Below are 25,848 nucleotides of genomic sequence, written 5' to 3'. Positions count from 1 at the left end.
AGGGGCACTCCACGCTCCACCCCCTCACTCTTCACGATTAACCCCTACAGCTCTTCGCGAATTACATCGGTACCTTCAGGGATTTCAAAATCAAACATGTCCCGAGCAATCTCGCCATTGAGAGTAATATTGCTAAAGGTAATCGAGGTGCGCTGGCCGGTACTATCCATCATCCATAGCTCGGTTAATGTGTCGGCATCGAACACCATGCTCAACTCTTCAAACAGCGTATCCGCAGAAATAGGCACCAGGGTAAAGACATCTTCTCCCCCATCCTGCTCGTAGAAAACCTCGTAGCTATCGGTTAAATCGTCCGCGCTACCTGACAGCAATAACGCAGGGGTATGGGTGACCCGATCATCCATCTCTTGAACGGTGACTTGCTCAAGGTCGGGATCGTACATATACACATCGTCGCCGTCGGAGACCACGGTTTGAGAGTACGGGGCTTCAACTTCCCAACGCAGCATACCGGGGCGGGACAACCACATCTCGCCGCGCGCGCTTTGGAGACGCTCGCCGCTGCCATCAAGAATCTGCTGCTCAAAAGCCGCTTGATAGCGCTCAAGTGGATCCAGTCGCTCGGTCAAACGTTCGGCTGCATCATCCGCCCAAGCGGGAGCACCAAAGGTTAACCCCAAGGCGCTGGCCGCAAATGCCAGTTGTGGCGCCCCCAGTGATGACGGACGTTTTGTTTGCGTATCGCGCATATGATCTCCCTAGGCAAACGTTGCCAGATATTAATACTTGAGGCCGGCTTAACCGTCCATGTGACCTTCAGACGTAAAAAACGCCGCAGGGTTTCACCTGCGGCGCTACTTTCACGCTTATTGCATAATTGCGCGCGGTTAGTGGCCCACCGGCGGCGGAGCTAGCACTTCCCGCGCGCCGTTGGTGCCCATTGATGTCACCACTCCAGCACCCTCCATGGCTTCAACCAAGCGAGCGGCCCGGTTATAGCCAATTTTAAAGCGACGCTGCACGGCGGAAATCGAGGCTTTGCGTGTTTCAGTAACAAACTGCACGGCTTCATCGTAGAGCGCATCCTGCTCCGCATCGTCGCCATCCACTCCTTCAGCCTCAAGACCCGTTAAGGCATCGGCAGAGACGCCGCCGGACAGGATCTCTTCGATGTATTCAGGCGCGCCACGACGCTTCCAGTCATCGACCACCCGGTGTACTTCGTCATCATCCACAAAGGCACCGTGGATGCGGTTAGGTGGCCCAGAACCTGCGGGCAGATAGAGCATATCACCATGCCCCAACAGGCTTTCAGCGCCGCCCTGGTCAAGAATAGTGCGCGAATCAATTCTGGAGGAGACCTGAAACGCCATCCTTGACGGGATGTTGGCTTTAATCAAGCCAGTCACAACGTCTACCGAAGGGCGCTGGGTAGCCAAAATCAAGTGGATACCCGCGGCACGCGCCTTTTGCGCTAGACGAGCAATCAGCTCTTCGACTTTCTTGCCGACAATCATAAACATATCGGCAAACTCGTCGATCACCACGACGATGTAGGGCAGTTTTTCCAACACCGGATGAGGTTGATGCACTTCCCAGGGCTGCGGTTCCCAAAGCGGGTCTGCCACTTGGGCACCGGCGCGCTCGGCTTCGTCCAAACGGCCATTGAAGCCCGCAATATTACGCACCCCCATGGCTGCCATTAGCTTGTAGCGGCGTTCCATCTCGGCCACACACCAGCGCAGGCTGTTGGCCGCCTCTTTCATATCGGTAACTACGGGTGCCAGCAGATGGGGAATACCGTCATACACCGACAGCTCCAACATTTTCGGGTCGACCATGATCAGCTTTAGCTCGCTGGGCTTGGCTTTCAGCAGCATCGAGATCAGCATGGCGTTCACACCCACCGATTTACCGGAGCCTGTGGTACCGGCCACTAACAGGTGGGGCATCTTGCCCAGATTGGCGACCACAGGGCTGCCGCCAATATCCTGACCTAGCGCCATGGTTAGCGGAGAGGTCTCCTGCTGATAACGATCAGAGTCGATGACTTCGCGAAGGCGAATCATGGCGCGATTGGGGTTAGGTATTTCAATCCCCACCGTGGGGCGACCTGGAATCACCTCCACTACCCGCACGCTCTTCACCATCAGTGAGCGCGCCAGGTCTTTGGCAAGGTTGCTGATTTTAGACACTTTGACGCCCGCAGCGGGCTTGATCTCAAAGCGGGTGATCACCGGCCCAGGCCAGGTATCCACCACTTCCGCTTTGACGCCGTATTCGCGCAGCCGCACTTCAAGCAGCTCGGCCATATCCGCCAACTGCTCGTCACTATAATTGGGCTGATGCGGCTCTGCGGGTGTCAGTAGCTGCAGGCTAGGAACGTCGCCCTCAGGCTCGTCCATAGTTTCAAAAGCAGGCCGCTGGCTCTGCAAGTGCTCCACGGTCCACAGGGCGGGGCCTTCATCAGCTTCGGGCGTGGTGCTGTTATCGGGTTCGCAGGTGGGTTCCTGGCGCGTTGCTGGGGCTGGCGTGGGCGGAGGAGTAGCCATTGCACGCGCGTCACCATCGCGGCCTTGGGCATACAGCTCATCGTCCATCTCTTCGTCGTCCCAAACAGGCTCAGGCACTACCTCCGCTACACGCTCAGGTTTACGTTCGGGCTCAGGCGCGGAAACACGCTCAGGGCGCCATGCAGTATCAGTTTCGCCGATATGTGGCTCGTCAATACGCGGTTCGGCCTCGTAACTGCTGGGATCAGCGGTGAGTGACGGCTCACTGCGGCGTTCAACGGGCGTTGGCGGAACATGCTCCTTCTCATCAGACGTTTCGTCGCTGACAAAGAAGTTATTCGAGGCAGGCGCCGCGGGCTCATCTTGACGCGAGGCGCGCAGCGGGAAGGACGTTTCGGCTTCCTTGGGCTCACCCTCTGGCTGAGGCGCTGCTGTCGGTGCTTCAGGCTGCACAAAGGCATTTTCCCGCGGCGCCGGTGGGGCCGTCGCTTTCTCCTCTTCTGCCGTTTTAGCCGCTGGCGTCACTGACGGAGCTGTCGCAGGCGCTGAAACCGTCGGCTCCGCGGCGGGAGTCGAAGAGATAGGCGCGGGTGTTCTAGCAGGTACATGCTTATTACTTGAAAACGCCGCGGCTTCCCAGGGAATCGAAGTGTCCGTGGTCTCACTGCTCTTTGCAGGAGTCGCTTCTGACCCACTGCTTTCTGAATAGCTGCTCGCCTCACTGCTGGAAAGTGGCACAGAGAAGCCTGGCTCACGGCGTTCGCGGCCACTAGGGCTTTTACCGACTGGCTCTGCCGCGGGCTTTATCTCGGCGGGTGCAGCTTCTGACTTAGCCTCAGGTACTACGTGAGGCCTAGCTTCTTGAGAATTAGCTTCTTGAGACTGAACTTCAGGCGCTGCTTGTGGTTTGGGCGCAGGCTTGGCAGCTTTAGCAGCTGCTCTCTGAGCAGCGCGCATACGGCGCGATTGACGACGTGCCGATAACCAGCCACCCAGACGACATACCCGCTTGCCGAGCTCATCCGCTACCTGCAGCCAGGACATACCGCTAAACAGCGGAAAGCCGCTTAAGATCAACGCTGCGGCAATTAAGCCAACGCCACCACTTCCTACTAGAGGCCTTAACGCACCGACCAGACCTTCGCCCAAAATACCGCCTGAGGCGTAGGGTAGTATGCTCTCGGGATGATAGAAGTGCAGCGCCCCCAGCATGGTGGTGCCGAATATAAGTAGAACCAAGCCACCCGCATGGACAGCGATGGCCACCGGGTCGAGCTCAAAACGTACCTGGCGTGAACGAATCAACCACCAGGCGGCAAAACCAAACATACCCGGCCACCACAGAGCACTGGCGCCAAGCAGTGAATAGAGGACATCGGCCAACCAGGCGCCTACTTGGCCCATCCAGTTACGAACCTCTGTTTCCGGCCCCTGATAGGACCAGCCTGGATCGGACGGGTGGTAGCTAAATAGCGCTAATAATAAAAATACACACAGCGCCAGCAGTATTACCACTACGCCTTCGCGTACGGAGCCTTGTAAGCGCAGGCCAAAACGGCGAGCCTTATCCTTTGCGGCGTTAACACGCGCAGAAGAAGCCGATGATGGTGTTTGACGCGCGCTACGCTGCGTTCGCTTGTTTACTGCTTTATTCACTTTCAAGCGACTCTCCCTTTACACCTCAATGGCGTCTTTAATCCACTTGCGAGTTTGCATGATACCGAGCATCCTTCCGCCGTTACAGAGCTGCTAGCTATTCGCCCGGTACTGTCTACCCAGTACAAGAACGTCGTAACAGGAGCAAGTAATGCTACCTTGGCTTTCCTCGCCACATCCTACATTTCCATCTACACATAGGGCACTGGACTCCCCCAATGGCCTACTGGCCGCCGGCGGCGAACTCTCCCCCACTTGGCTGGTAGAAGCCTATCGGCAGGGTATATTTCCCTGGTTCAGCGACGAAGACCCTATTTTATGGTGGAGTCCAGACCCGCGCATGATACTCCTACCAGAGCAATTTAAGCAGCGTCGTAGCCTAACCAAACGATTACGCCATGGTGGCTTCCAAGTCACCCTGGATCAACACTTCGACCAGGTGATACAGGCCTGCGCTGCACCGCGTGGTGAAGATAATGGCACCTGGATCACCGACGAAATGCGCGAAGCCTACGGCCTGCTGCATGCCCTGGGCATTGCCCATAGCATTGAAGTGCATCAAGGCGGCCAGTTGGTGGGCGGGCTGTATGGCATCGCCATGGGCCCGGTGTTTTTCGGCGAGTCGATGTTTTCCCGCGCGCCGGATGCCTCGAAGGTAGCGCTGGCCCACCTCACCAGGGCGATGCGCGAACATGGCGGAAAACTCATCGACTGCCAAATGCACACGCCTCACCTGGCAAGCCTGGGCGCTATTACAGTCGCTCGCGAGGCGTTCATCAACTATCTTAAAAACTGGTTACCCGATAAGGCGTTTACGTTTACCACATCACCCATTGAGGCACCTACAGTTCCTGCATCGCGCTGGCTTCAGGCGATTGCCACCGAAGGTAATGCGTAGTGATGAACCATAGTGACGAACTTATTCTGTTCCAACCATTTGCTTACAACGAGGAGGCAGGCCGTGAGTAGTAACACTCCGCGTCGGCCGGTGCGGGATTTGCGCTTTTTCCTTACCGTGCCGCATGCCTGTAGCTATTTACCCGGCAGGGAAGCGACAACGCTATTTCTTGACCCTCAGGAGTCGCCCGTCCCAGGCGTATACGACTCGTTGGCGCTATTAGGGTTTCGTCGCAGTGGGCGCCATCTTTACCGCCCTCACTGTGAGGGTTGCAACGCCTGCCGCTCAGTGCGAATCCCGGTTGAACAGTTTGCGGCTAACCGAACCCAGCGTAAAATTTGGCGCCGCAACGCCGATATAAGCGTTCGTGTCGTGCCCGCTCACTTTGCATCCAGCCACTACTCACTTTACGCTAACTACATTCAACAGCGCCATGCTGACGGCGATATGTACCCACCTAGTCGTGAGCAGTACCGCACCTTTCTGACCCTTGATGAGCCCTATGCCCATCTAATGGAGATGTATCTCGACGACGAACTGGTTGGTGTGGCTGCCTTCGATCAACTGGAGCATGGGCTATCGGCAATCTACACCTTTTTTGCCGTTAGCGAGGCCCTGGAAAAGCGCTCACTAGGGACTTTTGCCATTCTCCAGCTCATTGAGCTGAGCAGAGAAAAAGCGCTGCCGCACCTTTATTTAGGGTATTGGATCGAAGAGTGCCGTAAGATGCGCTACAAACAGGCTTTCGCGCCATTGGAAATACTCGATGGACGCCATTGGCGGCCGCTGATTCGCTAAAAATGCCAGCTTTTTTGCCTTGACGGCGGGCTTACGGCACAATATAGCGCTGTTTATTGAGCGCCCATCTTGCGGCACTCAAATTCTGACCGATTATTACATTACTAACTCATCAGTGAGGACATGCCTATATGGCACGCGAAGATCATATTGAAATGGAAGGCGTTATCGTCGATACCCTTCCGAACACCATGTTTCGGGTTGAGCTGGAAAACGGTCACGTTGTTACCGCTCATATCTCCGGTAAAATGCGCAAAAACTATATCCGCATTCTGACCGGCGACAAGGTAAAAGTAGAGCTAACACCTTACGACCTGTCCAAAGGCCGTATCGTTTACCGTTCGCGCTAAGTCGTTGCACTGTTAACGCGTTCGGCTGGTCTCAGCTGTTTCCATAGTCTGTTCCCATAGACAGCGCCGTTCAGCGTCAATGGCTGTTCACTAAAAACGACAACGCCCCGTCAATGACAGGGCGCTGCGTTTTTACGCATCTAGCATGATGATGGCTTTTAGCGCGGCTTAGCGCCCTTTTCAGGGCGCATCTGCCATTTCAGTCTCTGTGGAAAGGTGCAACTCGCCCTCTTCCAGACTGACGTGGACGATACCGCCCTGGTCAGCCAATTCGCCAAACAGAATCATCTCGGCTAACGGCTTCTTCAGCTTCTCTTGAATGAGCCGCGCCATTGGACGTGCGCCCATGTCAGGATCGTAGCCTTTATCGGCCAGCCAATCCCGCGCCATGTCGTCCACATCCAGCTGAACACGCTTCTCATCCAACTGCGCCTGCAGCTCGATCAAGAACTTGTCGACCACATTGCGTACCACCGAAACCGGTAGCGCGTGGAACTGAATGATGCCGTCCAGGCGGTTACGGAACTCCGGCGAGAAGGTGCGACGAATCACTTCCATGGCATCGGTGGAATGATCTTGATGCTGGAAGCCGATAGAGCGGCGCGACGCCTGCTCCGCACCAGCGTTTGAGGTCATGATCACGATAACGTGGCGGAAGTCCGCTTCACGCCCATTGTTGTCCGTTAAGCGGCCATGATCCATGACCTGCAGCAGCAGGTTAAAGACTTCCGGGTGCGCTTTCTCAATCTCATCCAACAACAACACACAGTGAGGCTGCTTGGTCACCGCTTCGGTCAGCAGACCACCCTGGTCGTAACCGACGTAGCCCGGAGGCGCACCAATCAAGCGCGATACGGTGTGGCGCTCCATATACTCAGACATATCAAAGCGCACCAGCTCAATGCCCATGATATGCGCAAGCTGCTTGGCCACTTCGGTTTTACCCACACCGGTGGGGCCTGCAAACAGGAAGCTACCGACGGGCTTATCGGGAGATTTAAGCCCTGCCCGGGAGAGCTTGATGGCCGCAGAGAGACTATCAATCGCCTCATCCTGACCGAACACCAGCATCTTCAGGTCACGATCCAGCTTCTCGAGCAGCTTGCGGTCTGAGCTTGAAACACTCTTCGGTGGGATACGTGCAATGGACGCCACCACGGCTTCCACTTGCTCAACATCGATCGTCTTGGCGCGCATTTCTGGCGGCAATAGACGCTGGTGAGCCCCCGCCTCGTCAATTACATCAATCGCTTTGTCGGGCAGGAAGCGGTCATTGATATAGCGATCCGCTAAGCGCGCCGCACTCTCTAGTGCACCATCGGTGTACTTAAGTTCGTGGTGCTCTTCAAAGCGTGAACGTAGCCCTTTGAGGATCTTGATGGTGTCCTCCACCGACGGCGCCATCACATCCACTTTCTGGAAGCGACGCGCCAGGGCACGATCTTTCTCAAAGATACCGCGGAACTCCTGGAACGTGGTCGAACCAATACAACGCAGCTCGCCCGAGGAGAGCAATGGTTTGAGTAGGTTGGACGCATCCATCACGCCACCAGACGCGGCACCTGCACCAATCACGGTGTGAATCTCATCGATGAACAGCACCGCGTTAGGCTGCTTGCGCAGTTCGCTCAGCAGGCTTTTGAGGCGTTTTTCAAAATCGCCGCGGTACTTGGTGCCGGCTAGTAACGCACCCATGTCCAGCGAGTAGACCACTGCATCGGCAATCACGTCTGGCACGTCTTCTTCAACGATACGTTTGGCCAAGCCTTCGGCCACTGCGGTTTTACCCACGCCCGCCTCGCCGACTAGCAGCGGATTATTCTTGCGCCGCCGGGCCAGGATTTGCACCACGCGCTCAAGCTCGTGGTCACGGCCAATCAGCGGATCAATTTTACCCAGCCGAGCCTGTTCATTCAGGTTGGTAGCGTAGCCGGTGAGCGGGTGCGCAGCGCCCTCATTGCCGCCCTCTTCCGCGTCTTCACTCTCTGCTGAAGAGGGGGCGGGAGAAGGCCCGTGACCAGCCACTTTGGAGATGCCGTGGGCGATGTAGTTGACCGCATCGACCCTTGCAACGCTCTGCTGCTTAAGGAAGTACACCGCCTGACTCTCCTGCTCGGAGAATATCGCCACCAGCACGTTGGCGCCGGAAACTTCACTTTTGCCAGATGACTGAACGTGGAAGACCGCCCGCTGTAAAACACGCTGAAAACCAAGCGTTGGCTGGGTCTCACGATCACCCTGGCCTTCAGGAATCAGCGGCGTCGTCGAGTTAATAAAATCCTGCAGATCGGACCGCAGCTTGTCGAGGTTCGCCCCACAGGCCTTCAGTACGTCTACCGCTGAGGCATTATCTAGCAACGCTAGCAGCAGGTGCTCAACGGTCATAAACTCATGGCGCTTTGAACGCGCCACGGTGAAGGCCGTGTTCAGGGTCATTTCAAGTTCTTTGCTCAGCATGGCAGTCCCCTTTTCGCTACTACCTAGGGCGTATCGCCACCTAGGGCTTGCGTCGGATCAGTTTAATCGACCGGCACTCTCAACATCGGGTACAAATGGCACGGTTGCAAGCCTCGCCACCAATTATTTCTCAACGTTTCTAATTGGCGGCCTCAATATCACTTATCAACGGGTGCTCACACTCACGGGCATATTCGTTAACCTGATAGCTTTTTGTCTCGGCTATATCGCGTGTAAACACGCCGCAAGTGCCCTTTCCTTGGGTATGTACGGCGAGCATAACCTGCACGGCCGTCTCGCTATCCATATTGAAAAAATCTTGCAGCACTTCAATGACAAATTCCATCGGCGTGTAATCGTCATTATGAAGCACCACCTTATAAAGCGGCGGTTGCGCCAGCGCCGGTTCTGCTGACTGCACCGCTATGTCGCCATCTTCATCGGGCATATTTGGCCGTGTCATTCCCGCCTGGGCAGGTAGCACGGTCAAGCATGAACTATCTAGTTTGGGCATAAGCAGCACGGTTGGTTGTCTCGCCACTGACCGATGGAAGCGTCTAAATGATGTTGTCTACATTTCAGACGCTGCCGATCAGCAAGGGTTCATGGAAAATTCAAAATTAACATATTAAACAAGACAAAAAACCCTCGCCCACAACGATGGGCGAGGGATATCACAGCGTTTTCATGCGAAGCGGTCTCACAAGCCGCACTAAAGTGCTTGTGAAACCTTGGCTTTTAAAACCCTGGCTCTTGAAAACTTAGATGTAAAAACCGGGCTTCAAAAACCTGATCTTTAACAAATTAGTCGTTTGCCACCATAGCAAGCGCTTCGTTGAGCGTTTTGCTCGGCCGCATGACCTGTCTAGCCAACTCGCCATTGGGGTGATAGTAGCCCTTAAGGTCAACGGGCTGCCCTTGAACGCTATTGAGCTCATCGATAATAGTCGCTTCGTTGGCTTTCAGCGTTTCTACAAGGCGGGCAAAGCGTTTTTTCAGTTCAGCGTCTTGATCTTGAGCCGCCAACGCTTCTGCCCAGTAAAGCGCCAGGTAGAAATGGCTTCCTCGGTTGTCCAGCTCACCCACTTTGCGTGACGGTGACTTGTTGCTTTCGAGGAACTTTCCGTTAGCTTCATCCAGCGCTTTCGCCAGCAGCTTAGCACGGTCATTGCTAAAGCGTTTAGCGAGGTGCTCCAAGGAGGCCACCAGTGCCAGGAACTCGCCAAGACTGTCCCAACGTAGGTGATTCTCTTCCAGTAGCTGCTGCACGTGCTTAGGTGCGGAACCACCAGCACCGGTTTCAAACAGGCCACCGCCATCCATCAGGGGAACGATAGAGAGCATCTTGGCACTGGTGCCCAACTCAAGAATCGGGAACAGATCCGTCAGGTAATCACGCAGGATGTTACCCGTCACCGAGATAGTATCGAGGCCACGAATCACACGCTCCAGGGTGTAACGCATTGCCCGAACCTGGGACATGATATGGATCTCGAGCCCATCAGTGTCGTGATCCTTGAGGTACGTTTTAACCTTTTTGATCAACTCGTTCTCGTGCGGGCGGTATGGGTCGAGCCAGAACACCGTCGGCATACCCGAATCACGGCAGCGCTCTACTGCCAACTTGACCCAATCGCGAATCGGCGCGTCCTTGACTTGGCACATCCGCCAGATATCGCCCTGCTCCACGTTCTGCGTTAATAGCACCTCACCCGTGTCCAGATCGGTGATATTAGCAACACCATCTTCCGGAATTTCAAAGGTCTTGTCGTGGGAGCCGTACTCTTCGGCTTTTTGCGCCATCAAACCAACGTTGGGTACGGTGCCCATCGTCGCCGGATCAAAAGCACCGTGCCATTTACAGAAATTGATCATTTCCTGATAAATACGCGCGAACGTGGACTCGGGCATAACGGCCTTAACGTCCTTAAGACGACCGTCACCGCCGTACATCTTACCCCCGGCACGAATCATCGCTGGCATCGAAGCATCCACAATCACATCGCTGGGCGAGTGAAAGTTGGTGATACCGCGAGCCGAATCTACCATCGCCAACTCTGGGCGTTTTTCATGGCAGGCGTGCAAGTCGCTGATGATTTCATCACGCTGTGATTCTGACAGCGTCTCTATCTTTTCGTAGAGATTGGCGATGCCATTGTTGACATCGACACCCAACTCTTTGAATAACTCGCCGTGTTTCTCAAAGGCGTCTTTGTAAAAAATCTTGATACAGTGGCCAAACACAATCGGGTGTGAAACCTTCATCATCGTCGCTTTTACGTGCAACGAGAACATCACGCCAGACTTGCGAGCATCTTCTATTTCCTGCTCGTAGAATTCGAGTAATGCTTTTTTGCTCATGAACATACTGTCGATGATCTCGCCTTCGAGTAGCGGGATATTCGATTTGAGCACCTGGGTCTGGCCACTCTTGGTGATCAGCTCCATCTTCACATTGCGCGCACGATCCAGCGTAATGGACTTCTCACCGTCGTAGAAATCGCCCTTATGCATGTGGGAAACGTGGCTACGCGAGGCCTGACTCCACTCACCCATCGAGTGAGGATACTTGCGCGCGTACTCTTTGACGGCCTTCGGCGCACGACGGTCAGAGTTACCTTCGCGCAATACTGGGTTAACCGCGCTGCCTTTGACTTTGTCGTAGCGCGCTTTGATGTCTTTCTCTTCGTCGTTACTTGGCTCGCTAGGATATTCAGGCAGTGGGTAGCCCTGCTCTTGCAGCTCTTTGATCACTGCCCGAAGCTGCGGCATGGAAGCACTGATATTGGGCAACTTGATGATGTTGGCTTCCGGAACCTTGGCCAGGGCACCCAACTCAGCCAAGTGATCCTCAATGCGCTGATCTTCAGTCAAGTAATCAGGAAATAAAGCGAGAACGCGAGCCGCCAGGGAGATATCCCGGGTTTCCACTTCGATACCAGCTGCGTCGGTGAAGGCGTCAATAATCGGTAGCAAAGAATATGTTGCGAGCGCAGGCGCCTCGTCGGTGAGCGTGTAAATGATCTTCGGCGTTTTGGACATTTTGCGTTAACCTCTTTTTTCTATCGCTGTGATTATAAAGACCCTGAGCGACGCGACTCATTCAACGAGAGACCATGCCGCGAAGCAGGCGGGGCCGTTTTATTTGGCTTTATCTAGCCTTATTTAGCTTGCTCAATTATCGATCGGTGGTGATTGAGACGGTTGTTGAGCTGGTTGTTGAAACAGTTTTGAAAAGTATACCAGCGCTGCATTTTAATCACATGAGAGATTGTCGACAAATCAAGGACAGCCCCGAGAGAGATTATGAGCACTCTATATTTATTGCATAAACCCTACCGCATGCTCTCTCAGTTTACCGATAAACAGGCTCGTGCCACATTAGCCGATATCATTACGGTGCCGGGCGTGTACGCCGCTGGACGGCTTGACTACGACTCGGAGGGCCTGTTGCTACTTAGCGATGACGGCGAACTGATTCACCGCATCTCGCACCCGCGGCATAAGCAGCCCAAAACCTACTGGGCTCAGGTGGAAGGCGATATTAGCGAGGCCGCGCTGCAAGCGCTGCGTCAGGGAGTGGCCCTGAAAGATGGCCCAACACAGCCAGCCAAAGTGCGCAGGATAGATCCTCCCACTACCGCGCCGCGCCAACCGGCCATTGACCCCAAGCGCCATCCGTCAACTAGCTGGCTGGAGCTAACCATCAGTGAAGGCCGTAACCGCCAAGTACGCCGCATGACGGCCCATGTCGGTTTTCCAACGCTACGCTTGATTCGCACGGCCATTGGCCCCTGGCGACTGGATGGATTAGCCCCCGGAGAGTGGCGCAAAGAAACCTTGCACGCGCCCCGCCCCGCCAATGCGCCGCCTGGCCGGGGAGCAGGTCAGCGAAAAGAGCAGCGAGCGCGGCCCACCACAAAACGCAGGAAATCCTGATGGATCTTATTCGCAGCACGGCTGCCTGCGTCATTCAGCAAGGCGAGCGCTTTTTAATGGTAGAAGAGCAGCGTGGCGGCCCGAAGAGCGTGTTTAACCAGCCCGCTGGCCATATCGAACCAGGCGAAGGCCCCATGGAGGCCATTCTGCGTGAGGTACTGGAAGAGACTGCCTGGCAGGTATCACTCACCGGCTATCTGGGACTCTACGTTTTTCATACCGAAGGTGGACAGACATTCCATAGCCACGGCTTTATTGCCGAGCCGCTTAGTCAACTCGATCTCGCCCTTGACCCCGATATCACTGCCGCCCACTGGTTAACGCTTGAGCAGATACGCGCGTTAGAGCAGCAGGCGCGCCTACGCAGCCCACTGGTACTCAAACGTATTGAGGACGCACTCAGCGGGCCTTGCTATCCGCTGGCGGTGATTCGCGAGTGAAGCACTCGAAGGCATTCCCTCCCATCGTGTATAATCCCTGCCCAAATGCACACTGCTCTTTTGCACACTACTTCTACTGAGGATGCCTATGTCATCCAAGACCGAGTCATCCAATACCGACTCATCCAGCACCGGCTCAACCACTACCGGATCCTCTGCTAACGGTAAAGTGATTGTCGGAATGTCCGGCGGCGTCGACTCGTCCGTTTCCGCCCTTCTCCTCATGCAGCAAGGCTATGAGGTCGAAGGCCTGTTTATGAAAAACTGGGATGAAGACGACGGCACCGAATACTGTACGGCCAAAGAAGATCTCGCCGACGCCGAGGCGGTCTGCGCCAAACTGGGCATTAAACTGCACACCGCCAATTTTGCCGCAGAGTATTGGGATAATGTATTCGAGCACTTTTTAGCCGAATACAAAGCAGGCCGCACGCCCAACCCGGACATTCTGTGTAACCGGGAGATCAAGTTTAAGGTGTTCCTTGAGTACGCCGAAATGCTCGGTGCCGACAAAATCGCCACCGGCCACTATGTGCGCCAGGGCGTGCGTAATGGTCGCCCGCGTCTGCTTAAAGGCCTGGATAGTAATAAAGATCAAAGCTATTTCCTGCATGCGGTGCCGGAAGCCGCGATTGCCCGCACCCTGTTCCCTGTGGGTGAGTTGGAAAAACCCGCCGTGCGTGCGTTAGCAGAACAGTACGAGCTGATTACCGCCAAGAAAAAAGACTCCACCGGGATCTGCTTTATCGGCGAGCGCCGCTTTCGCGACTTCCTGCAGCAGTACCTGCCCGCCCAGCCCGGCACCATTGAAACGCCGGATGGCGATGTCATCGGCGAACATATGGGGCTGATGTACTACACCCTGGGCCAGCGTCAAGGTCTAGGCATTGGCGGGCTTGCCAACTACTCCGAAGAGCCCTGGTACGTGGCGGCGAAAGATCTTGATCGCAATGTGCTGATCGCGGTGCAGGGTAAGCATGACCCGTTGCTCTACTCCGATACGCTGGCCACAGAGGCCATGGACTGGGTGGCGGGCGAGCCGCCGGTCACCCAGGGGCGCTTTACCGCCAAGACGCGCTATCGGCAAAGCGACTGCGGCTGTGAAATGCGCGCGCTGCCCGACGGCGGTGTGGAAGTTACCTTCGACGATCCTCAGTGGGCGGTTACACCCGGCCAATCACTGGTACTTTACGATGGCGACATTTGCTTAGGCGGCGGTGTTATTCGTGCTACCTGGAAGAAAGCTGCGGAGGCCGCTGCATGAATCCTACCACCCCGATTCATCGCGCCCCCGACTCACCGGCCGCCCGCCAAGCACTTGCCCTGGCGGGTGTGTTCCAAGCTGCCAGCCTGGTTGACGAGCTTGCCCGCACCGGTCAAGTCGACCCGCGTGCCTGGGAAACGCTAATTGAGGCCACCGTGGACACCAACCCGGCGAGCTTTGAAGCGATCTATGGCGGTCACCCCAACAACTTGCGACGAGGTCTGGATACCCTGGAAGCCTTGGTGGGGCGCAAACAGGCGAACCCGGTGGTGCTGCGTTACGGCTTTTCACTGCTGATGTTGATGAACAAACTGCGCACCGATAACGACATGATGGATACGCTGGGGCAAAAGTTAACCCGTATTCAGGGGCAGGCCGAGCACTTTGGCACTACCCATGAAAACGTGGTCGCCAGCCTTGGGGAAGCGTATCAAGAGACGATCTCCACCTTTAAAACCCGTATCGTGGTGCAGGGCGATCCATCACTGCTGCAGAGCCGTATGATGCCCGAGCGTGTGCGCGCCTGTTTAATGGCCGGCATTCGCTTTGGATTACTGTGGCACCAGCAAGGCGGGCGGCGTTGGAAGCTGGTCTTCCAGCGTAAAGCGCTACGCCGGGCGCTGGACAGTCTCAGCTAGATGCCTAGCGAACCGGCTACTCTGTTATCGACCGACGTCTTCTCAATTAACTTGCTCTCGACTAAATTTCTTTCGAACCTCCTGGAAACGATGCCATGCAACTCTCCGCTTTGACCGCCCTCTCCCCCGTTGACGGCCGCTACGCCACTAAAGCCGCCGCGCTGCGCGAACACTTCAGTGAATTCGGCCTGATTCGCGCCCGCGTGATTGTGGAAGTTCGCTGGCTACAGCGTCTGGCTGAGCACCCGCAAATTATCGAAGTACCAAGACTCTCCGCTGAAGCTACCGCGTTTCTTGAACAGTTGATTCGTGAGTTTTCGCTTGAAGATGCCGAGCGCATTAAAGAGATCGAGCGCACCACCAATCACGACGTCAAAGCGGTTGAGTATTTCCTCAAAGAGAAGATCGCAGGTCAGGCCGAGCTACATGCAGTGACCGAATTCATTCACTTTGCCTGCACCAGTGAAGATATCAACAACCTCTCATACGGTGTGATGCTCAGCGACGGCCTAAATGCCATGCTGCCCACCATGCACGAGGTCGCCGACGACATTGCCCAACTGGCCATTGCCCATGCCGCTCAGCCGATGCTATCGCGTACCCATGGTCAAACCGCAACGCCCACCACCCTGGGCAAAGAGATGGCCAACGTGGCGTATCGTTTAAAGCGCCAGCTCAAGCAGATTGAAGCAGTGGAAGTGCTTGGCAAGATCAATGGGGCCGTGGGTAACTATAACGCCCACCTAACCACCTACCCAGAGATCGACTGGGAAGCCAATGCACGCACTTTTGTGGAGGGTTTAGGATTAACGTTCAACCCCTATACCACTCAGATCGAGCCTCACGACTACATCGCTGAACTGTTTGATGCCATTTGCCGCTTCAATACGATCCTGATCGACTTCGATCGCGACGTATGGGGCTATATCTCTCTGGGCTACTTTAAGCAGCGCACGGTTGAGGGCGAAATTGGCTCTTCCACTATGCCGCATAAAGTGAACCCGATTGACTTCGAGAACTCCGAGGGCAACCTGGGTCTGGCCAATGCGGTACTTAGCCACCTCGCCCAGAAACTGCCGATCTCGCGCTGGCAGCGTGACCTCACCGATTCCACTGTGCTGCGCAACCTGGGAGTGGGCTTGGCCTATGGCTTGATTGCTTACCACGCTAGCCTGAAAGGTATCAGCAAGCTGGAAGCCAACCCGGAGCGTTTAGACGCTGACCTGGATAACAGCTGGGAAGTGCTTGCCGAGCCTATCCAAACGGTGATGCGCCGCTACGGCATTGAGAAGCCCTATGAAAAACTCAAGCAGCTAACCCGTGGCAAACGTATTGACCAGGCGGGCTTTGCGGCGTTCATTGATACCCTTGAACTGCCCAATGAGGTCAAAACCGAGTTGAAGGCGCTCTCACCGGCCAACTATATTGGTAATGCCCAGGCCCAAGCCGAAGCGCTGACACAACAGCTAAGCTCTTTATAACGCTACGTTTATAACGCACCTTATTACGCCAACTTACTAACGCCAGGGCATGCCATGAACCATCACGATAAGCCGTTAACCCTGCTGGGCGATCTTACCGCTGCAGACTTTCTGGCCAACTATTGGCAGCAAAAGCCGCTGCTGATCCGTGGCGCAATGCCAGACTTCATCAGCCCGATTGAAGCCGATGAGCTGGCCGGCCTCGCCTGCGAGCCTGGCGTGGAAGCGCGTTTGGTTGAAGAGGAGGGCCCGGATGGCCCTTGGCAGGTCTCCCACGGCCCCTTCGATGAAGCCACCTTTGAACGGCTCCCAGAAAACAACTGGAGCCTGCTGGTGCAAGCGGTTGATCACTATGTACCGTCGGTGGCTGCGCTGATGGATGAGTTTGACTTCCTGCCTCGCTGGCGGCTCGATGACGTGATGATCAGCTACGCGCCTCCTGGCGGCAATGTGGGCGCACATATCGATCAATACGACGTTTTCCTACTCCAAGCCAGCGGCCATCGCCGCTGGCAGCTGGGTGGCAAACTTACCGATGACGCGCCGATTATCCAAGGCATCGATCTGCGCATTCTGAAGGAGTTCACCGTAGAGCCTGACTCCGACTGGGTGCTTGACCCCGGCGACATGCTTTATCTCCCTCCCGGCTGGGCGCATCACGGCGTTAGCCAAAGCGATGACTGCATGACCATCTCGGTTGGTTTCCGCGCCCCCTCCGCCGATGAGGCGATTACCTCCTACGCCGACTATTTGGGCGAACAGCTTCCCGCCTCCCAGCGCTACAGTGATGCGGGCATGGCGCCTGCGCAGCAGATCGGTGAATTGGACGACGCAGCCGTTGAGCGTATGCGTCAGTTGATCATGTCGACACTGGATAACCCCACCCAGGTCGCCCAGTGGTTTGGCCGGGTGATGACCCAGCCAAAATATGTCGATCAAGTGGTACCGCTTGAAACACCGATGGACGAAGCAGCGCTTGTTGCTCAACTACAAGATGGCGATCCGCTCTACCATATGCCCGGCTCACGCTTTGCCTGGCGGCACGACGCCAGCGGCACCACGCTGTTTGTCGATGGCGACGGCCACGCCTGTTCTACTGAGTTAGCCAAGCGACTTGCCGACACCACCCCACTCTACGCCGAAGACCTCGAGCTTGACGGTGCAGCTACGCTCATCACCCAACTGGTCAATACCGGCAGCCTTGGTTTTATGAGCGATGAAGGTGACGACGACGAGGAGTATTAATGGCGATCACCCACATCAGAACCGGTGACTGGGAAACGCTGGGGTCAGCGGCCAGCGAGATCCGGCGCCGAGTATTTATTGAAGAGCAGAGCGTGCCTCAGGATGAGGAGTGGGATGGCTTGGATCCTGAGTGCCAGCACTTTCTCGCCATGCTTGATGGGCAACCGGTAGGCACCGCACGGCTGCTGCCCGACGGACATATCGGCCGCGTCGCGGTGCTCGCCGAAGCGCGTGGTTCTGGTATTGGTGAACTGCTGATGCAGGCTGCGATTGAAGCAGCCCGCCATGCGAACCATACCCAGGTAGCCCTCAGCGCTCAGGTGCATGCGCTGGCGTTTTATGAGCGGCTAGGCTTCGTCGCCCACGGCGATGAGTTTCTGGATGCGGGCATCCCCCATCGAGAAATGACCCTTTCGCTCGCGTAATTAGCTATCTTGATTGATCTCTAGCACTGCCTCGGCAGTGCTTTTTTATGCCCTCCTGACGAAAAACCACTACACAAACCCACCGCTTTCTCACCGCACTGTAGTCGGGTTACAACCCGCTATGCCTCCAAGTGTCAATTGTTGAATGAGCCATCCTAGTAGATAGTTGTTGCATTGCAGCGTTATGGCGAATGCTTCAAGTCCGCGACGCTGTATCAGATGTCTCTAACCCTGGTGTCTCTAGTACCCAAGACGATGGACTTAGAGACGATTGACTTAGAGACATAAAGAACAAATTCGATGATGCTGAATACAACTTCGCAGGTGCAGCATAAGCAAGCGCTGATTTGCGAATCATCATTAGCATTCAAGAACTGCTATCACGACCAAAGAGGGTAAGCTCATGTCAGGACTGCTCGACGATATCAAAGCCATGGCCCAACTACGCGAAGCACAAGGCGGCAAATGGGAAGCTATCAAACCTGAGTACGCCGCCCGTATGCGTGCTCAAAATCGCTTTCACACCGGCCTGGACATTGCCCGCTATACCGCCAAAATCATGCGTGAGGACATGGCCGCTTACGATGCCGATACCGCACAGTACACTCAATCACTGGGCTGCTGGCACGGCTTTATTGGCCAGCAGAAGCTTATCTCGATCAAAAAACACTTTGGCACCACCAAACGTAGCTACCTTTACCTGTCAGGCTGGATGGTTGCCGCGCTGCGCTCCGAGTTTGGCCCGCTGCCCGACCAGTCGATGCACGAAAAAACCTCGGTCGCGGATCTAATCGAAGAGCTCTACACTTTCCTCAAGCAAGCCGATGCGTGGGAACTTAATCACCTGTTCCGCGCCCTGGATGAAGCCAAAGAGGCTGGCAACAGAGGCAAAGAGCAGGAGCTGATCAGCAAAATCGATAACTACGAAACCCATATCGTCCCGATCATTGCCGATATCGACGCTGGTTTTGGCAATGCAGAAGCCACTTACCTGCTAGCCAAGAAGTTTATTCAAGCAGGTGCCTGCTGCATCCAGCTGGAAAACCAAGTCTCTGATGAGAAGCAGTGCGGCCACCAGGACGGTAAAGTTACCGTGCCCCATGAAGACTTTCTGGCCAAAATTAACGCCGTCCGTTACGCCTTTTTGGAACTCGGCATTGAAGATGGCGTTATCGTGGCACGTACCGACTCACTCGGCGCGGGTTTGACACAAAAAATTGCCGTCACTAATGAGCCAGGCGATCTCGGCGACCAATACAACAGCTTCCTCGACGGCGATGTGATTGAGAATGCTGCCGACATCAATAACGGCGACGTTGTCATCAAGCAGAACGGCAAGCTGGTGAAACCCAAGCGCCTCGCTTCAGGCCTCTACCAGTTCAAACCCGGCACTGGTGAAGATCGCGTAATTCTTGACTGCATCACCAGCCTGCAAAACGGTGCCGACCTGCTGTGGATCGAAACCGAGAAGCCCCACGTTGGCCAGATCGCTAGCATGGTTAACCGGATTCGCGATGTCGTGCCGGATGCCAAACTGGTCTACAACAACTCACCGTCGTTCAACTGGACGCTGAACTTCCGCCAGCAGGTCTTCGATGCATGGCAGGAAGAGGGCAAAGATGTTTCAGCGTACCAGCGTGACATGCTGATGAGCGCCGAGTACGACGACACCGAACTGGGCCAGTTGGCCGATGAGTGGACGCGCAATTTCCAGCGCGACTCGTCGCGTGAAGCGGGCATCTTCCACCACTTGATCACGCTGCCGACGTACCATACCGCTGCCCTGTCCACCGACAACCTTGCGAAAGGCTACTTCGGCGACGAAGGTATGCTGGCTTACGTGAAAGGTGTACAGCGCCAGGAAATTCGCCAGGGAATCGCCACCGTACGTCACCAGGACATGGCCGGCTCCAATATCGGTGATGACCACAAAGAGTTCTTCCACGGCGACGCAGCGCTCAAGGCCGGCGGCAAAGACAACACCATGAACCAGTTTGGCTAATGAGCAGGTTTTAACACCTTAACTCACCTTGCAAACCCTGCAACAGGAGGCCTCCAGGCCTCCTGTTTTTGCTTGTCTAGCCGCATTTGCACACTGTTTTCTTAATACGCTGTTAGACTCTTGATTAGGCTATGGTTAGCTACTGCTTTATCAGCTTTGATCTTTTTAAACGATCGCTGGTCAAAGCCATTAGCATCAGCTATCTTTAACGAACACTGTTCTATAACTGCAGTCTATTCTTTGCCCCCTTACAAATGGCAGACATTTAGATGACAGTTGTAAAAAAATAGACACCCTGGAGGTTTTAATGAAACGTCTTCTTCTCCCTGTTGCCGCAATGAGCATTCTCACGCTGGCAGGCTGTGCCAACACTGCCCCCTATTCAGGTGATGTCTATCGCGGTAGCCAGGCGCAAACGGGGCAAAGCGTCACCTACGGCACCATCGTGGCTATTCGCCCGGTTCAGATTCAAGCGGAAAGCCGCGCCGGTGGTCTTTTAGGCAGCGGCGGTGGCGCGATTATCGGTGGTCTTCTGGGTAGTCAAGTAGGCGGCGGTTCGGGCCGTCAGCTAGCCACTGTGGCAGGCGCGCTCGGCGGTGCTGTTGCCGGTACCGCGGCAGAGGATCGTACAAACCGTATCAGCGCCCTAGAAATGGAAATTCGTCGCGATGACGGCAGTAATGTAGTGGTGGTTCAGAAAGCCGATCATCAATATCAAGCCGGCCAACGTGTACGCATGATTGGCAACGGCGCCAGCATGAGCGTTGCGCCCTATTAAGCACAATCGTTAATCGAAAGCGTTCAAGTATAAAAAAGCCCGGCCATCAAATAAGATGGCCGGGCTTTTTATCGTGAACAGCTTAGTGGTGGGTTTTATTACCCGCCCATTTAGTCAGCGCCATGATCACCCAGCCAATCAGGGCAAGCAGGATGACGACCAACAGCATTTCAACCGGTTGCACCAGGGTGGTGGCCCCCAGCACTGCCAGCGTAATCACCCATAGATAACGGTTATCACCATGGCTTTTCAAAAAACCGGGCAACACCTTATCTAACCCCTCGCTAACGCCGCTATTCCAGCGCTGATAGACAAAATAAGCAATCAGGCAAAAAGCGATAAGCCAAATAATCAAGATCGTCATTACATGCTCCCAAAGTGATAGGGCAAAGGAAAAAGTGATGGTCGTAGGGTATCCCTGGTCACCCTGGCGCGCAATACCGCCGAAAGTGGTGAGTAGGAAAAAGCACCGCTACCCCCTGACAAGCCAGCGCACACGCGTTACCATATTGGGACATGCACTCACCGAAAGGTTATTCCATGCAAATTGCGCAAAACTCGGTTGTCGCGTTTCACTACACCCTGACCAACGATGCAGGTGAAGTGCTAGACAGTTCCGAAGGCCGTGAGCCACTTACCTATCTCCACGGCGCTGGTAACATCATTCCGGGTCTTGAGAAAGAGTTGGAAGGTCGTGCAGCAGGCGAGAAGCTGAACGTCAGCGTCTCTCCTGAAGAAGGTTACGGCGAGCTGCAAGAGCAGCTGATGCAAGAAGTACCCCGCGATGCGTTCCAGGGCGTTGAAAGCATTGAGCCGGGTATGCAGTTCCAAGCCCAGACTCAAGGCGGCCCTCTGATGGTTACCGTCAAGAAAGTCGAAGGCGATACGGTCGTTGTCGATGGCAACCATCCGCTGGCTGGCCAGCAGCTCAACTTTGATGTTGAGATCGCTGAAGTACGTGAAGCCAGTGCTGAAGAAGTTGAGCACGGCCACGTGCACGGCGAAGGCGGCGTTGAGCACTAAAACGCTCGCGTAACCGCTGCAAAAAGGGCGACCCTATCGGGTTGCCCTTTTTTATGCTTAAAAAGAAGGTTATTCGTCAGGTATTAGCACCAACTGGCCGTGACGAACGCTGCGCGACGAAGTAACTTCAGCAGCAAACTGCTTGAGCGCCCGCCCCTGGCCTTTGAGCAACGCTACTTCCAGGCAGCTGTCATGGTTGATATGCACATGCAGGGTCGAAAGCGTCAGGTCATGATGATCATGTGAGTGGCGCGTTAAGCGCTTGGACAGTTCCCGAGCGGCATGATCATAAACATATACCAACGCGCCCATGCAGGGCGAATCCGGTGCGGCCTCTTCTCTCACCTGCTTTAAGCCACTGCGGGTTAAATCGCGAATCGCCTCTGAGCGGTTTTGGTAGCCGCGCTCGCGCATTAACGCGTCCACTTCCGCCACCAGCTCCTCATCAAGCGTTACCGTTACACGCTGCATTCACGCCCCCTGTACTGATTAACTTTGCATGCGCTGCCGTCACCGGTAGTATGATGTTATTGTAAAAACATCATACTCTTGACGCTAACAGCATAAAGGATAAAGCGATGGCTAAACTAACTCAGCCCATCTTACTGGGTATTGCGTTAAGTTGTTTAGTCGTAGCTACCACGGTACACGCAAAACAACAGCTGGTGCTCGCCATCGGCGGCGAACCTGAACAGGGGTTCGATCCACTGCTGGGCTGGGGTCAGTATGGCAATCCACTGTTTCAATCGACGCTGCTCTCACGGAGTAAGGATCTTGCGCCGCAGCCAGAGCTGGCCACTGAGTGGTCGCTTTCTGAAGACCGCCTGACCTGGACACTGACACTGCGCGAGGACGCCCGCTTTGCCGACGGTTCGCCGCTGACCGCTGAAGACGTGGCTTACACGTTTAATACGGCGGCCCAGGCGGGCGGGCGAGCGGATCTTAGCGCGCTTGATGTAGCCACAGCGCTTGATAAGCACACTGTTTCGCTCCGCCTGAAAGCTCCGCGCATTACTTTTATCGACCAGTTGCTGACACTGGGCATTGTGCCCAACGCCGAACGTGACAACGGCTATAGCGAGCAGTATGGCCGCCATCCCCTGGGTTCTGGGCCCTATCAGTTGGTCGAGTGGCAGGAAGGCGAACAGCTCATTGTTGAACGTAATCCTTACTTCTACGGCCCTACGCCTGCCTTTGAACGGCTGGTATTTCTCTTTACCGGTGAAGACGCCACGCTCAGTGCCGCCCATGCTGGCCAAGTGGATATCGCCTCTGTTCCTTCTGCACTGGCGGCCAATGTACCAGCACATATGCAGCGGGTGATTATGGAGAGTGTCGATAATCGCGGCATTCTGTTCCCTATGCAGCCCGTCAATGGCGAGCACACCGCTTCCGGCGCGCCGATTGGTAACGACGTGACCGCAGATATTGCTGTCCGTCAGGCAATTAACCTTGCGGTTGACCGCGATACGCTGGTCGAGGTGGCGCTTCACGGATATGGGCGCCCCGCCTTTGGCCCGGCGGACGGCCTCCCCTGGAGCGCTAGAGATGAACGCCTTGTCGCTCCCGACCCTGAACAGGCGGCGGAGATACTCGACGCGGCAGGCTGGCAGCTAGGTGACGACGGCCTGCGCTACAAAGAGGGCCTACCCGCTAGCTTTAGACTTACCTACCCTTCCGGCGATACCACCCGACAGCTACTCGCGGAGGTGAGTGCAGAGATGGTTCGTCCACTGGGGATTGAGATCCAGCCCACCGGCCGTCACTGGGACGAAATTCAGCGCGAAGCGCTCCACCAGGATGCCATTATGTTTGGCTTTGGCAGCCACAGCCCTCAAGAGGTTTACTACCTTTTCCACAGTCAACATGCAGGCAACGGTTTCTACAACAGCGGTTTCTACGCTAATCCAGCGGTGGACGCCCACTTGGACGCCGCCCAGGCGGCGTCTAGCTTTGAGCAAGCCAACCGCGAGTGGCAGGCAGCGCAGTGGGACGGCACCAGCGGCTACGGAGTACGCGGCGATAGTAGCTGGGCCTGGCTGGTCAATCTTGAGCATGTCTATTTTACCAATACCTGCTTAGATGTCGGAGATCTAGGTGTAGCGCCCCACGGCCACGGCTGGCCAATCACTGCCAACCTGCTTGAGTGGCGCTGGACGTGCGACTAATTGCGCCTATCGCCAAGCGCGTGGCTCGCCTGGCGCTGGTATTAACCTGCGTCGCCCTAGTGTCGTATGGGCTTATGATGGCCTCCCCCATTGACCCCGTTGATGCCTACCTAGGCCCACAAATGGCCCAGGTAAGCCCTGAGCAGCGGGCACTGATTGCTCAGCGCTGGGGGTTTGATGAGCCACCTGCCGTTCAGTTTGGCCACTGGCTGCGCCAGTTAGTCGGTGGTGACTTAGGTTGGAGCCACGTGTATAACCAGCCGGTTAGTGAGGTAATCGCTCAGCGCTTTCAGCGCTCCATTGCACTACTGGGCAGCGCCTGGATGCTCTCTACGCTGGTGGGGTTTAGCCTGGGTGTTTTGGCGGGGGCCAAAGAGGGCTCCAAGCTGGATAACATTATCAGTACCTACGCCTTCATTACCGCCTCTACGCCCGCCTTTTGGCTGGCGATACTGGCGGTGCTGCTCTTTTCGGTAACCCTGGGCTGGACGCCCACCTGCTGCGCAGGGCCCGCCGGGGCGTTAAATCAGGAGGTCTCCGTCGCTACCCGGTTACACCATTTGCTGCTACCGGTTACCACCCTGGCACTGCTGGGCATCGCCAATATCACCCTACACACACGCACCCGCATGCTTGAGCTAATGCGCTCAGACGTTGCTACCCACGCCTTTGCTCAGGGGGCCAGCCGAATTGATGTGGCCTGGCGCCACGGCCTTCGCCACGCCAGTTTACCGGCGATTACGCTGGCGTTTGCCTCGCTGGGAGAACTGTTTGGCGGCTCCATCTTAATCGAGCAGGTATTTGCCTACCCAGGTTTAGGCCAAGCCACGGTGGCAGCGGGCCTGCGCAGCGACGTTCCGCTGCTGCTGGGCATTGCGCTCTTTACCGCCCCGTTTGTCAGCGTCGGCAATATGATCGCCGATAGCCTGTATGGCGTTATTGACCCGCGCATTAAGGCAGGTGGTTTATGAGCCAAGCTCAACCGCGCCTTCGTGCCGCCTTGAGCCTGGCCGTCACCGCCCTGCTGGTCATAGGATTAGTCGCTAGCCAGTGGTTGCTGGGTGATGCACCGCGACAGATGCAGTTTGACGCTCGACTAGCACCGCCCGGCGTTGACCACTGGTTGGGCACCGACGCGCTGGGCCGTGAGCTCTGGGCACGCACTCTGGCGGGGCTGGCACTAAGCTTCTGGGTGGGCTGCTTGGCGGCGCTACTGAGCACGCTGATTGCATTGAGCCTGGCAGCAATAGCCACGCTGTCGGCGCGGCTGGATGCGTTGGTGAGTCTGCTGATTGATACGCTGCTCAGCGTGCCTCACCTGATTTTATTAATGCTGATCGCCTTTGCCTTGGGCGGCGGCACCCAGGCGGTGATTATTGCCGTGGCCGTGACCCACTGGCCAAGCCTGGCCCGGGTGCTACGCGCCGAGCTATGGCAGTTGCGGCAGGCGCCCTATGTGCGCATCTCCCGCGCGCTAGGTAAATCGCGCTGGTTTGTGCTCCACGGCCATCTGCTTCCCCATCTTATTCCCCACTGCCTGGTTGGCGCCCTACTGCTGTTCCCACACGCCATTCTCCACGAAGCCGCATTGACCTTTTTGGGCTTTGGCTTAAGCCCCAGCCAGCCCGCTATTGGCGTGCTGCTGGCCGACGCCATGCGCTACTTAAGCGGCGGTTACTGGTGGCTGGGAGTATTTCCAGGTTTGGGGATGTTACTGATGGTGCTGGGTTTTGAACGCCTTTCCAGCCACCTGCGCCGTGCGCTTTAACGCTTGTCCGAAAACCATTAGCTGTAAAAACCATGACTGTAAAA

General features: G+C 55.8%; 23 protein-coding genes. 16 read left to right on the top strand and 7 right to left on the bottom strand.

Annotated elements, in window-relative coordinates:
• Positions 1-44 precede the first annotated feature (44 nt).
• The gene (gene lolA / locus KF947_RS18340) at positions 45-710 is read right to left on the bottom strand and encodes an outer membrane lipoprotein chaperone LolA (RefSeq protein ID WP_133733367.1); all 666 of its coding nucleotides are present in this window, start codon (positions 708-710) and stop codon (positions 45-47) included.
• A 138-nt stretch (positions 711-848) separates the two neighbouring features.
• Entirely contained in the window at positions 849-4,136 is a 3,288-nt protein-coding gene (locus KF947_RS18335; RefSeq protein ID WP_287018520.1) for a DNA translocase FtsK, read from the bottom strand.
• A gap of 145 nt (positions 4,137-4,281) precedes the next feature.
• Between KF947_RS18335 and aat the strand changes: the two genes are divergently transcribed.
• The 3 genes from aat (at position 4,282) to infA (ending at position 6,176) form a co-directional block, all read left to right on the top strand.
• Entirely contained in the window at positions 4,282-5,028 is a 747-nt protein-coding gene (gene aat, locus KF947_RS18330; protein WP_227404739.1) for a leucyl/phenylalanyl-tRNA--protein transferase, read from the top strand.
• Between the two features lie 63 nt (positions 5,029-5,091).
• Entirely contained in the window at positions 5,092-5,826 is a 735-nt protein-coding gene (locus KF947_RS18325) for an arginyltransferase (protein ID WP_227404738.1), read from the top strand.
• A gap of 131 nt (positions 5,827-5,957) precedes the next feature.
• The gene (infA, locus tag KF947_RS18320) at positions 5,958-6,176 is read left to right on the top strand and encodes a translation initiation factor IF-1 (protein WP_007111068.1); all 219 of its coding nucleotides are present in this window, start codon (positions 5,958-5,960) and stop codon (positions 6,174-6,176) included.
• A gap of 180 nt (positions 6,177-6,356) precedes the next feature.
• Here the strand turns inward: infA and clpA are convergent, their stop codons facing one another.
• The 3 genes from clpA to KF947_RS18305 all read right to left on the bottom strand — a co-directional run bounded on the left by clpA (position 6,357) and on the right by KF947_RS18305 (position 11,675).
• Positions 6,357-8,633, bottom strand: a complete 2,277-nt coding sequence (gene clpA / locus KF947_RS18315) for an ATP-dependent Clp protease ATP-binding subunit ClpA (protein WP_227404737.1) — start codon at positions 8,631-8,633, stop codon at positions 6,357-6,359.
• A gap of 139 nt (positions 8,634-8,772) precedes the next feature.
• The gene (gene clpS / locus KF947_RS18310; protein WP_035538640.1) at positions 8,773-9,081 is read right to left on the bottom strand and encodes an ATP-dependent Clp protease adapter ClpS; all 309 of its coding nucleotides are present in this window, start codon (positions 9,079-9,081) and stop codon (positions 8,773-8,775) included.
• A gap of 356 nt (positions 9,082-9,437) precedes the next feature.
• Positions 9,438-11,675, bottom strand: coding sequence for an NADP-dependent isocitrate dehydrogenase (locus KF947_RS18305; RefSeq protein WP_227404736.1), 2,238 nt, complete (start codon positions 11,673-11,675; stop codon positions 9,438-9,440).
• 264 nt (positions 11,676-11,939) lie between these two features.
• On the opposite strand from KF947_RS18305, the gene KF947_RS18300 reads away from it, so the two are divergent.
• The 9 genes from KF947_RS18300 to KF947_RS18260 all read left to right on the top strand — a co-directional run bounded on the left by KF947_RS18300 (position 11,940) and on the right by KF947_RS18260 (position 20,845).
• Positions 11,940-12,572 (top strand): pseudouridine synthase, encoded by a 633-nt coding sequence (locus KF947_RS18300; RefSeq protein WP_133733361.1) that lies wholly within the window; start codon positions 11,940-11,942, stop codon positions 12,570-12,572.
• Positions 12,572-13,012 carry an NUDIX hydrolase gene (locus tag KF947_RS18295; RefSeq protein WP_227404735.1) on the top strand — a complete coding sequence of 147 codons (441 nt, stop codon included), beginning with the start codon at positions 12,572-12,574 and terminating at the stop codon, positions 13,010-13,012. Before KF947_RS18300 ends, KF947_RS18295 begins: the two co-directional genes overlap by 1 nt.
• Positions 13,013-13,100: 88 nt before the next feature.
• Positions 13,101-14,276, top strand: coding sequence for a tRNA 2-thiouridine(34) synthase MnmA (gene mnmA / locus KF947_RS18290; protein WP_166650430.1), 1,176 nt, complete (start codon positions 13,101-13,103; stop codon positions 14,274-14,276).
• Positions 14,273-14,914 carry a high frequency lysogenization protein HflD gene (gene hflD, locus KF947_RS18285; protein WP_133733358.1) on the top strand — a complete coding sequence of 214 codons (642 nt, stop codon included), beginning with the start codon at positions 14,273-14,275 and terminating at the stop codon, positions 14,912-14,914. The genes mnmA and hflD overlap by 4 nt, the downstream gene beginning before the upstream one ends.
• Before the next feature lie 95 nt (positions 14,915-15,009).
• Entirely contained in the window at positions 15,010-16,395 is a 1,386-nt protein-coding gene (gene purB / locus KF947_RS18280) for an adenylosuccinate lyase (RefSeq protein WP_227404734.1), read from the top strand.
• Between the two features lie 54 nt (positions 16,396-16,449).
• A complete protein-coding gene (locus KF947_RS18275) occupies positions 16,450-17,640 on the top strand; it encodes a cupin domain-containing protein (protein WP_227404733.1) in 1,191 nt (396 codons plus the stop codon).
• Complete coding sequence (locus tag KF947_RS18270; RefSeq protein WP_227404732.1) at positions 17,640-18,065, top strand: GNAT family N-acetyltransferase; 426 nt, start codon at positions 17,640-17,642, stop codon at positions 18,063-18,065. Before KF947_RS18275 ends, KF947_RS18270 begins: the two co-directional genes overlap by 1 nt.
• A 403-nt stretch (positions 18,066-18,468) precedes the next feature.
• A complete protein-coding gene (locus KF947_RS18265; protein ID WP_133733354.1) occupies positions 18,469-20,067 on the top strand; it encodes an isocitrate lyase in 1,599 nt (532 codons plus the stop codon).
• A 307-nt stretch (positions 20,068-20,374) separates the two neighbouring features.
• A complete protein-coding gene (locus KF947_RS18260; protein ID WP_133733353.1) occupies positions 20,375-20,845 on the top strand; it encodes a glycine zipper 2TM domain-containing protein in 471 nt (156 codons plus the stop codon).
• 82 nt (positions 20,846-20,927) lie between these two features.
• Here KF947_RS18260 and KF947_RS18255 read toward each other — a convergent pair whose 3' ends face one another.
• On the bottom strand, positions 20,928-21,209 hold the full coding sequence (locus tag KF947_RS18255) for a hypothetical protein (protein ID WP_227404731.1): 282 nt from the start codon (positions 21,207-21,209) through the stop codon (positions 20,928-20,930).
• A gap of 176 nt (positions 21,210-21,385) precedes the next feature.
• Here KF947_RS18255 and KF947_RS18250 point away from each other — a divergent pair, with 176 nt between their 5' ends.
• Entirely contained in the window at positions 21,386-21,868 is a 483-nt protein-coding gene (locus tag KF947_RS18250; RefSeq protein WP_071695751.1) for an FKBP-type peptidyl-prolyl cis-trans isomerase, read from the top strand.
• A gap of 69 nt (positions 21,869-21,937) precedes the next feature.
• On the opposite strand, the gene nikR is transcribed toward KF947_RS18250, so the two are convergent.
• Positions 21,938-22,339 (bottom strand): nickel-responsive transcriptional regulator NikR, encoded by a 402-nt coding sequence (gene nikR / locus KF947_RS18245; RefSeq protein ID WP_007111085.1) that lies wholly within the window; start codon positions 22,337-22,339, stop codon positions 21,938-21,940.
• Between the two features lie 107 nt (positions 22,340-22,446).
• On the opposite strand from nikR, the gene KF947_RS18240 reads away from it, so the two are divergent.
• Genes KF947_RS18240 through KF947_RS18230 form a run of 3 tightly spaced genes read left to right on the top strand, consistent with a single transcriptional unit; the run spans position 22,447 to position 25,804 of the window.
• Positions 22,447-24,036, top strand: a complete 1,590-nt coding sequence (locus tag KF947_RS18240) for an ABC transporter substrate-binding protein (protein WP_227404730.1) — start codon at positions 22,447-22,449, stop codon at positions 24,034-24,036.
• The gene (locus KF947_RS18235; RefSeq protein WP_227404729.1) at positions 24,027-25,007 is read left to right on the top strand and encodes an ABC transporter permease; all 981 of its coding nucleotides are present in this window, start codon (positions 24,027-24,029) and stop codon (positions 25,005-25,007) included. The genes KF947_RS18240 and KF947_RS18235 overlap by 10 nt, the downstream gene beginning before the upstream one ends.
• The gene (locus KF947_RS18230) at positions 25,004-25,804 is read left to right on the top strand and encodes an ABC transporter permease (RefSeq protein WP_223287796.1); all 801 of its coding nucleotides are present in this window, start codon (positions 25,004-25,006) and stop codon (positions 25,802-25,804) included. The genes KF947_RS18235 and KF947_RS18230 overlap by 4 nt, the downstream gene beginning before the upstream one ends.
• Positions 25,805-25,848: the final 44 nt, after the last annotated feature.

It is taken from the genome of Halomonas sp. FeN2, from assembly GCF_020595105.1.
GTDB lineage: Bacteria > Pseudomonadota > Gammaproteobacteria > Pseudomonadales > Halomonadaceae > Vreelandella > Vreelandella neptunia.
Note: the sequence above shows the minus strand (reverse complement) of the source record. Positions and strands in the feature narration are given on the sequence as shown.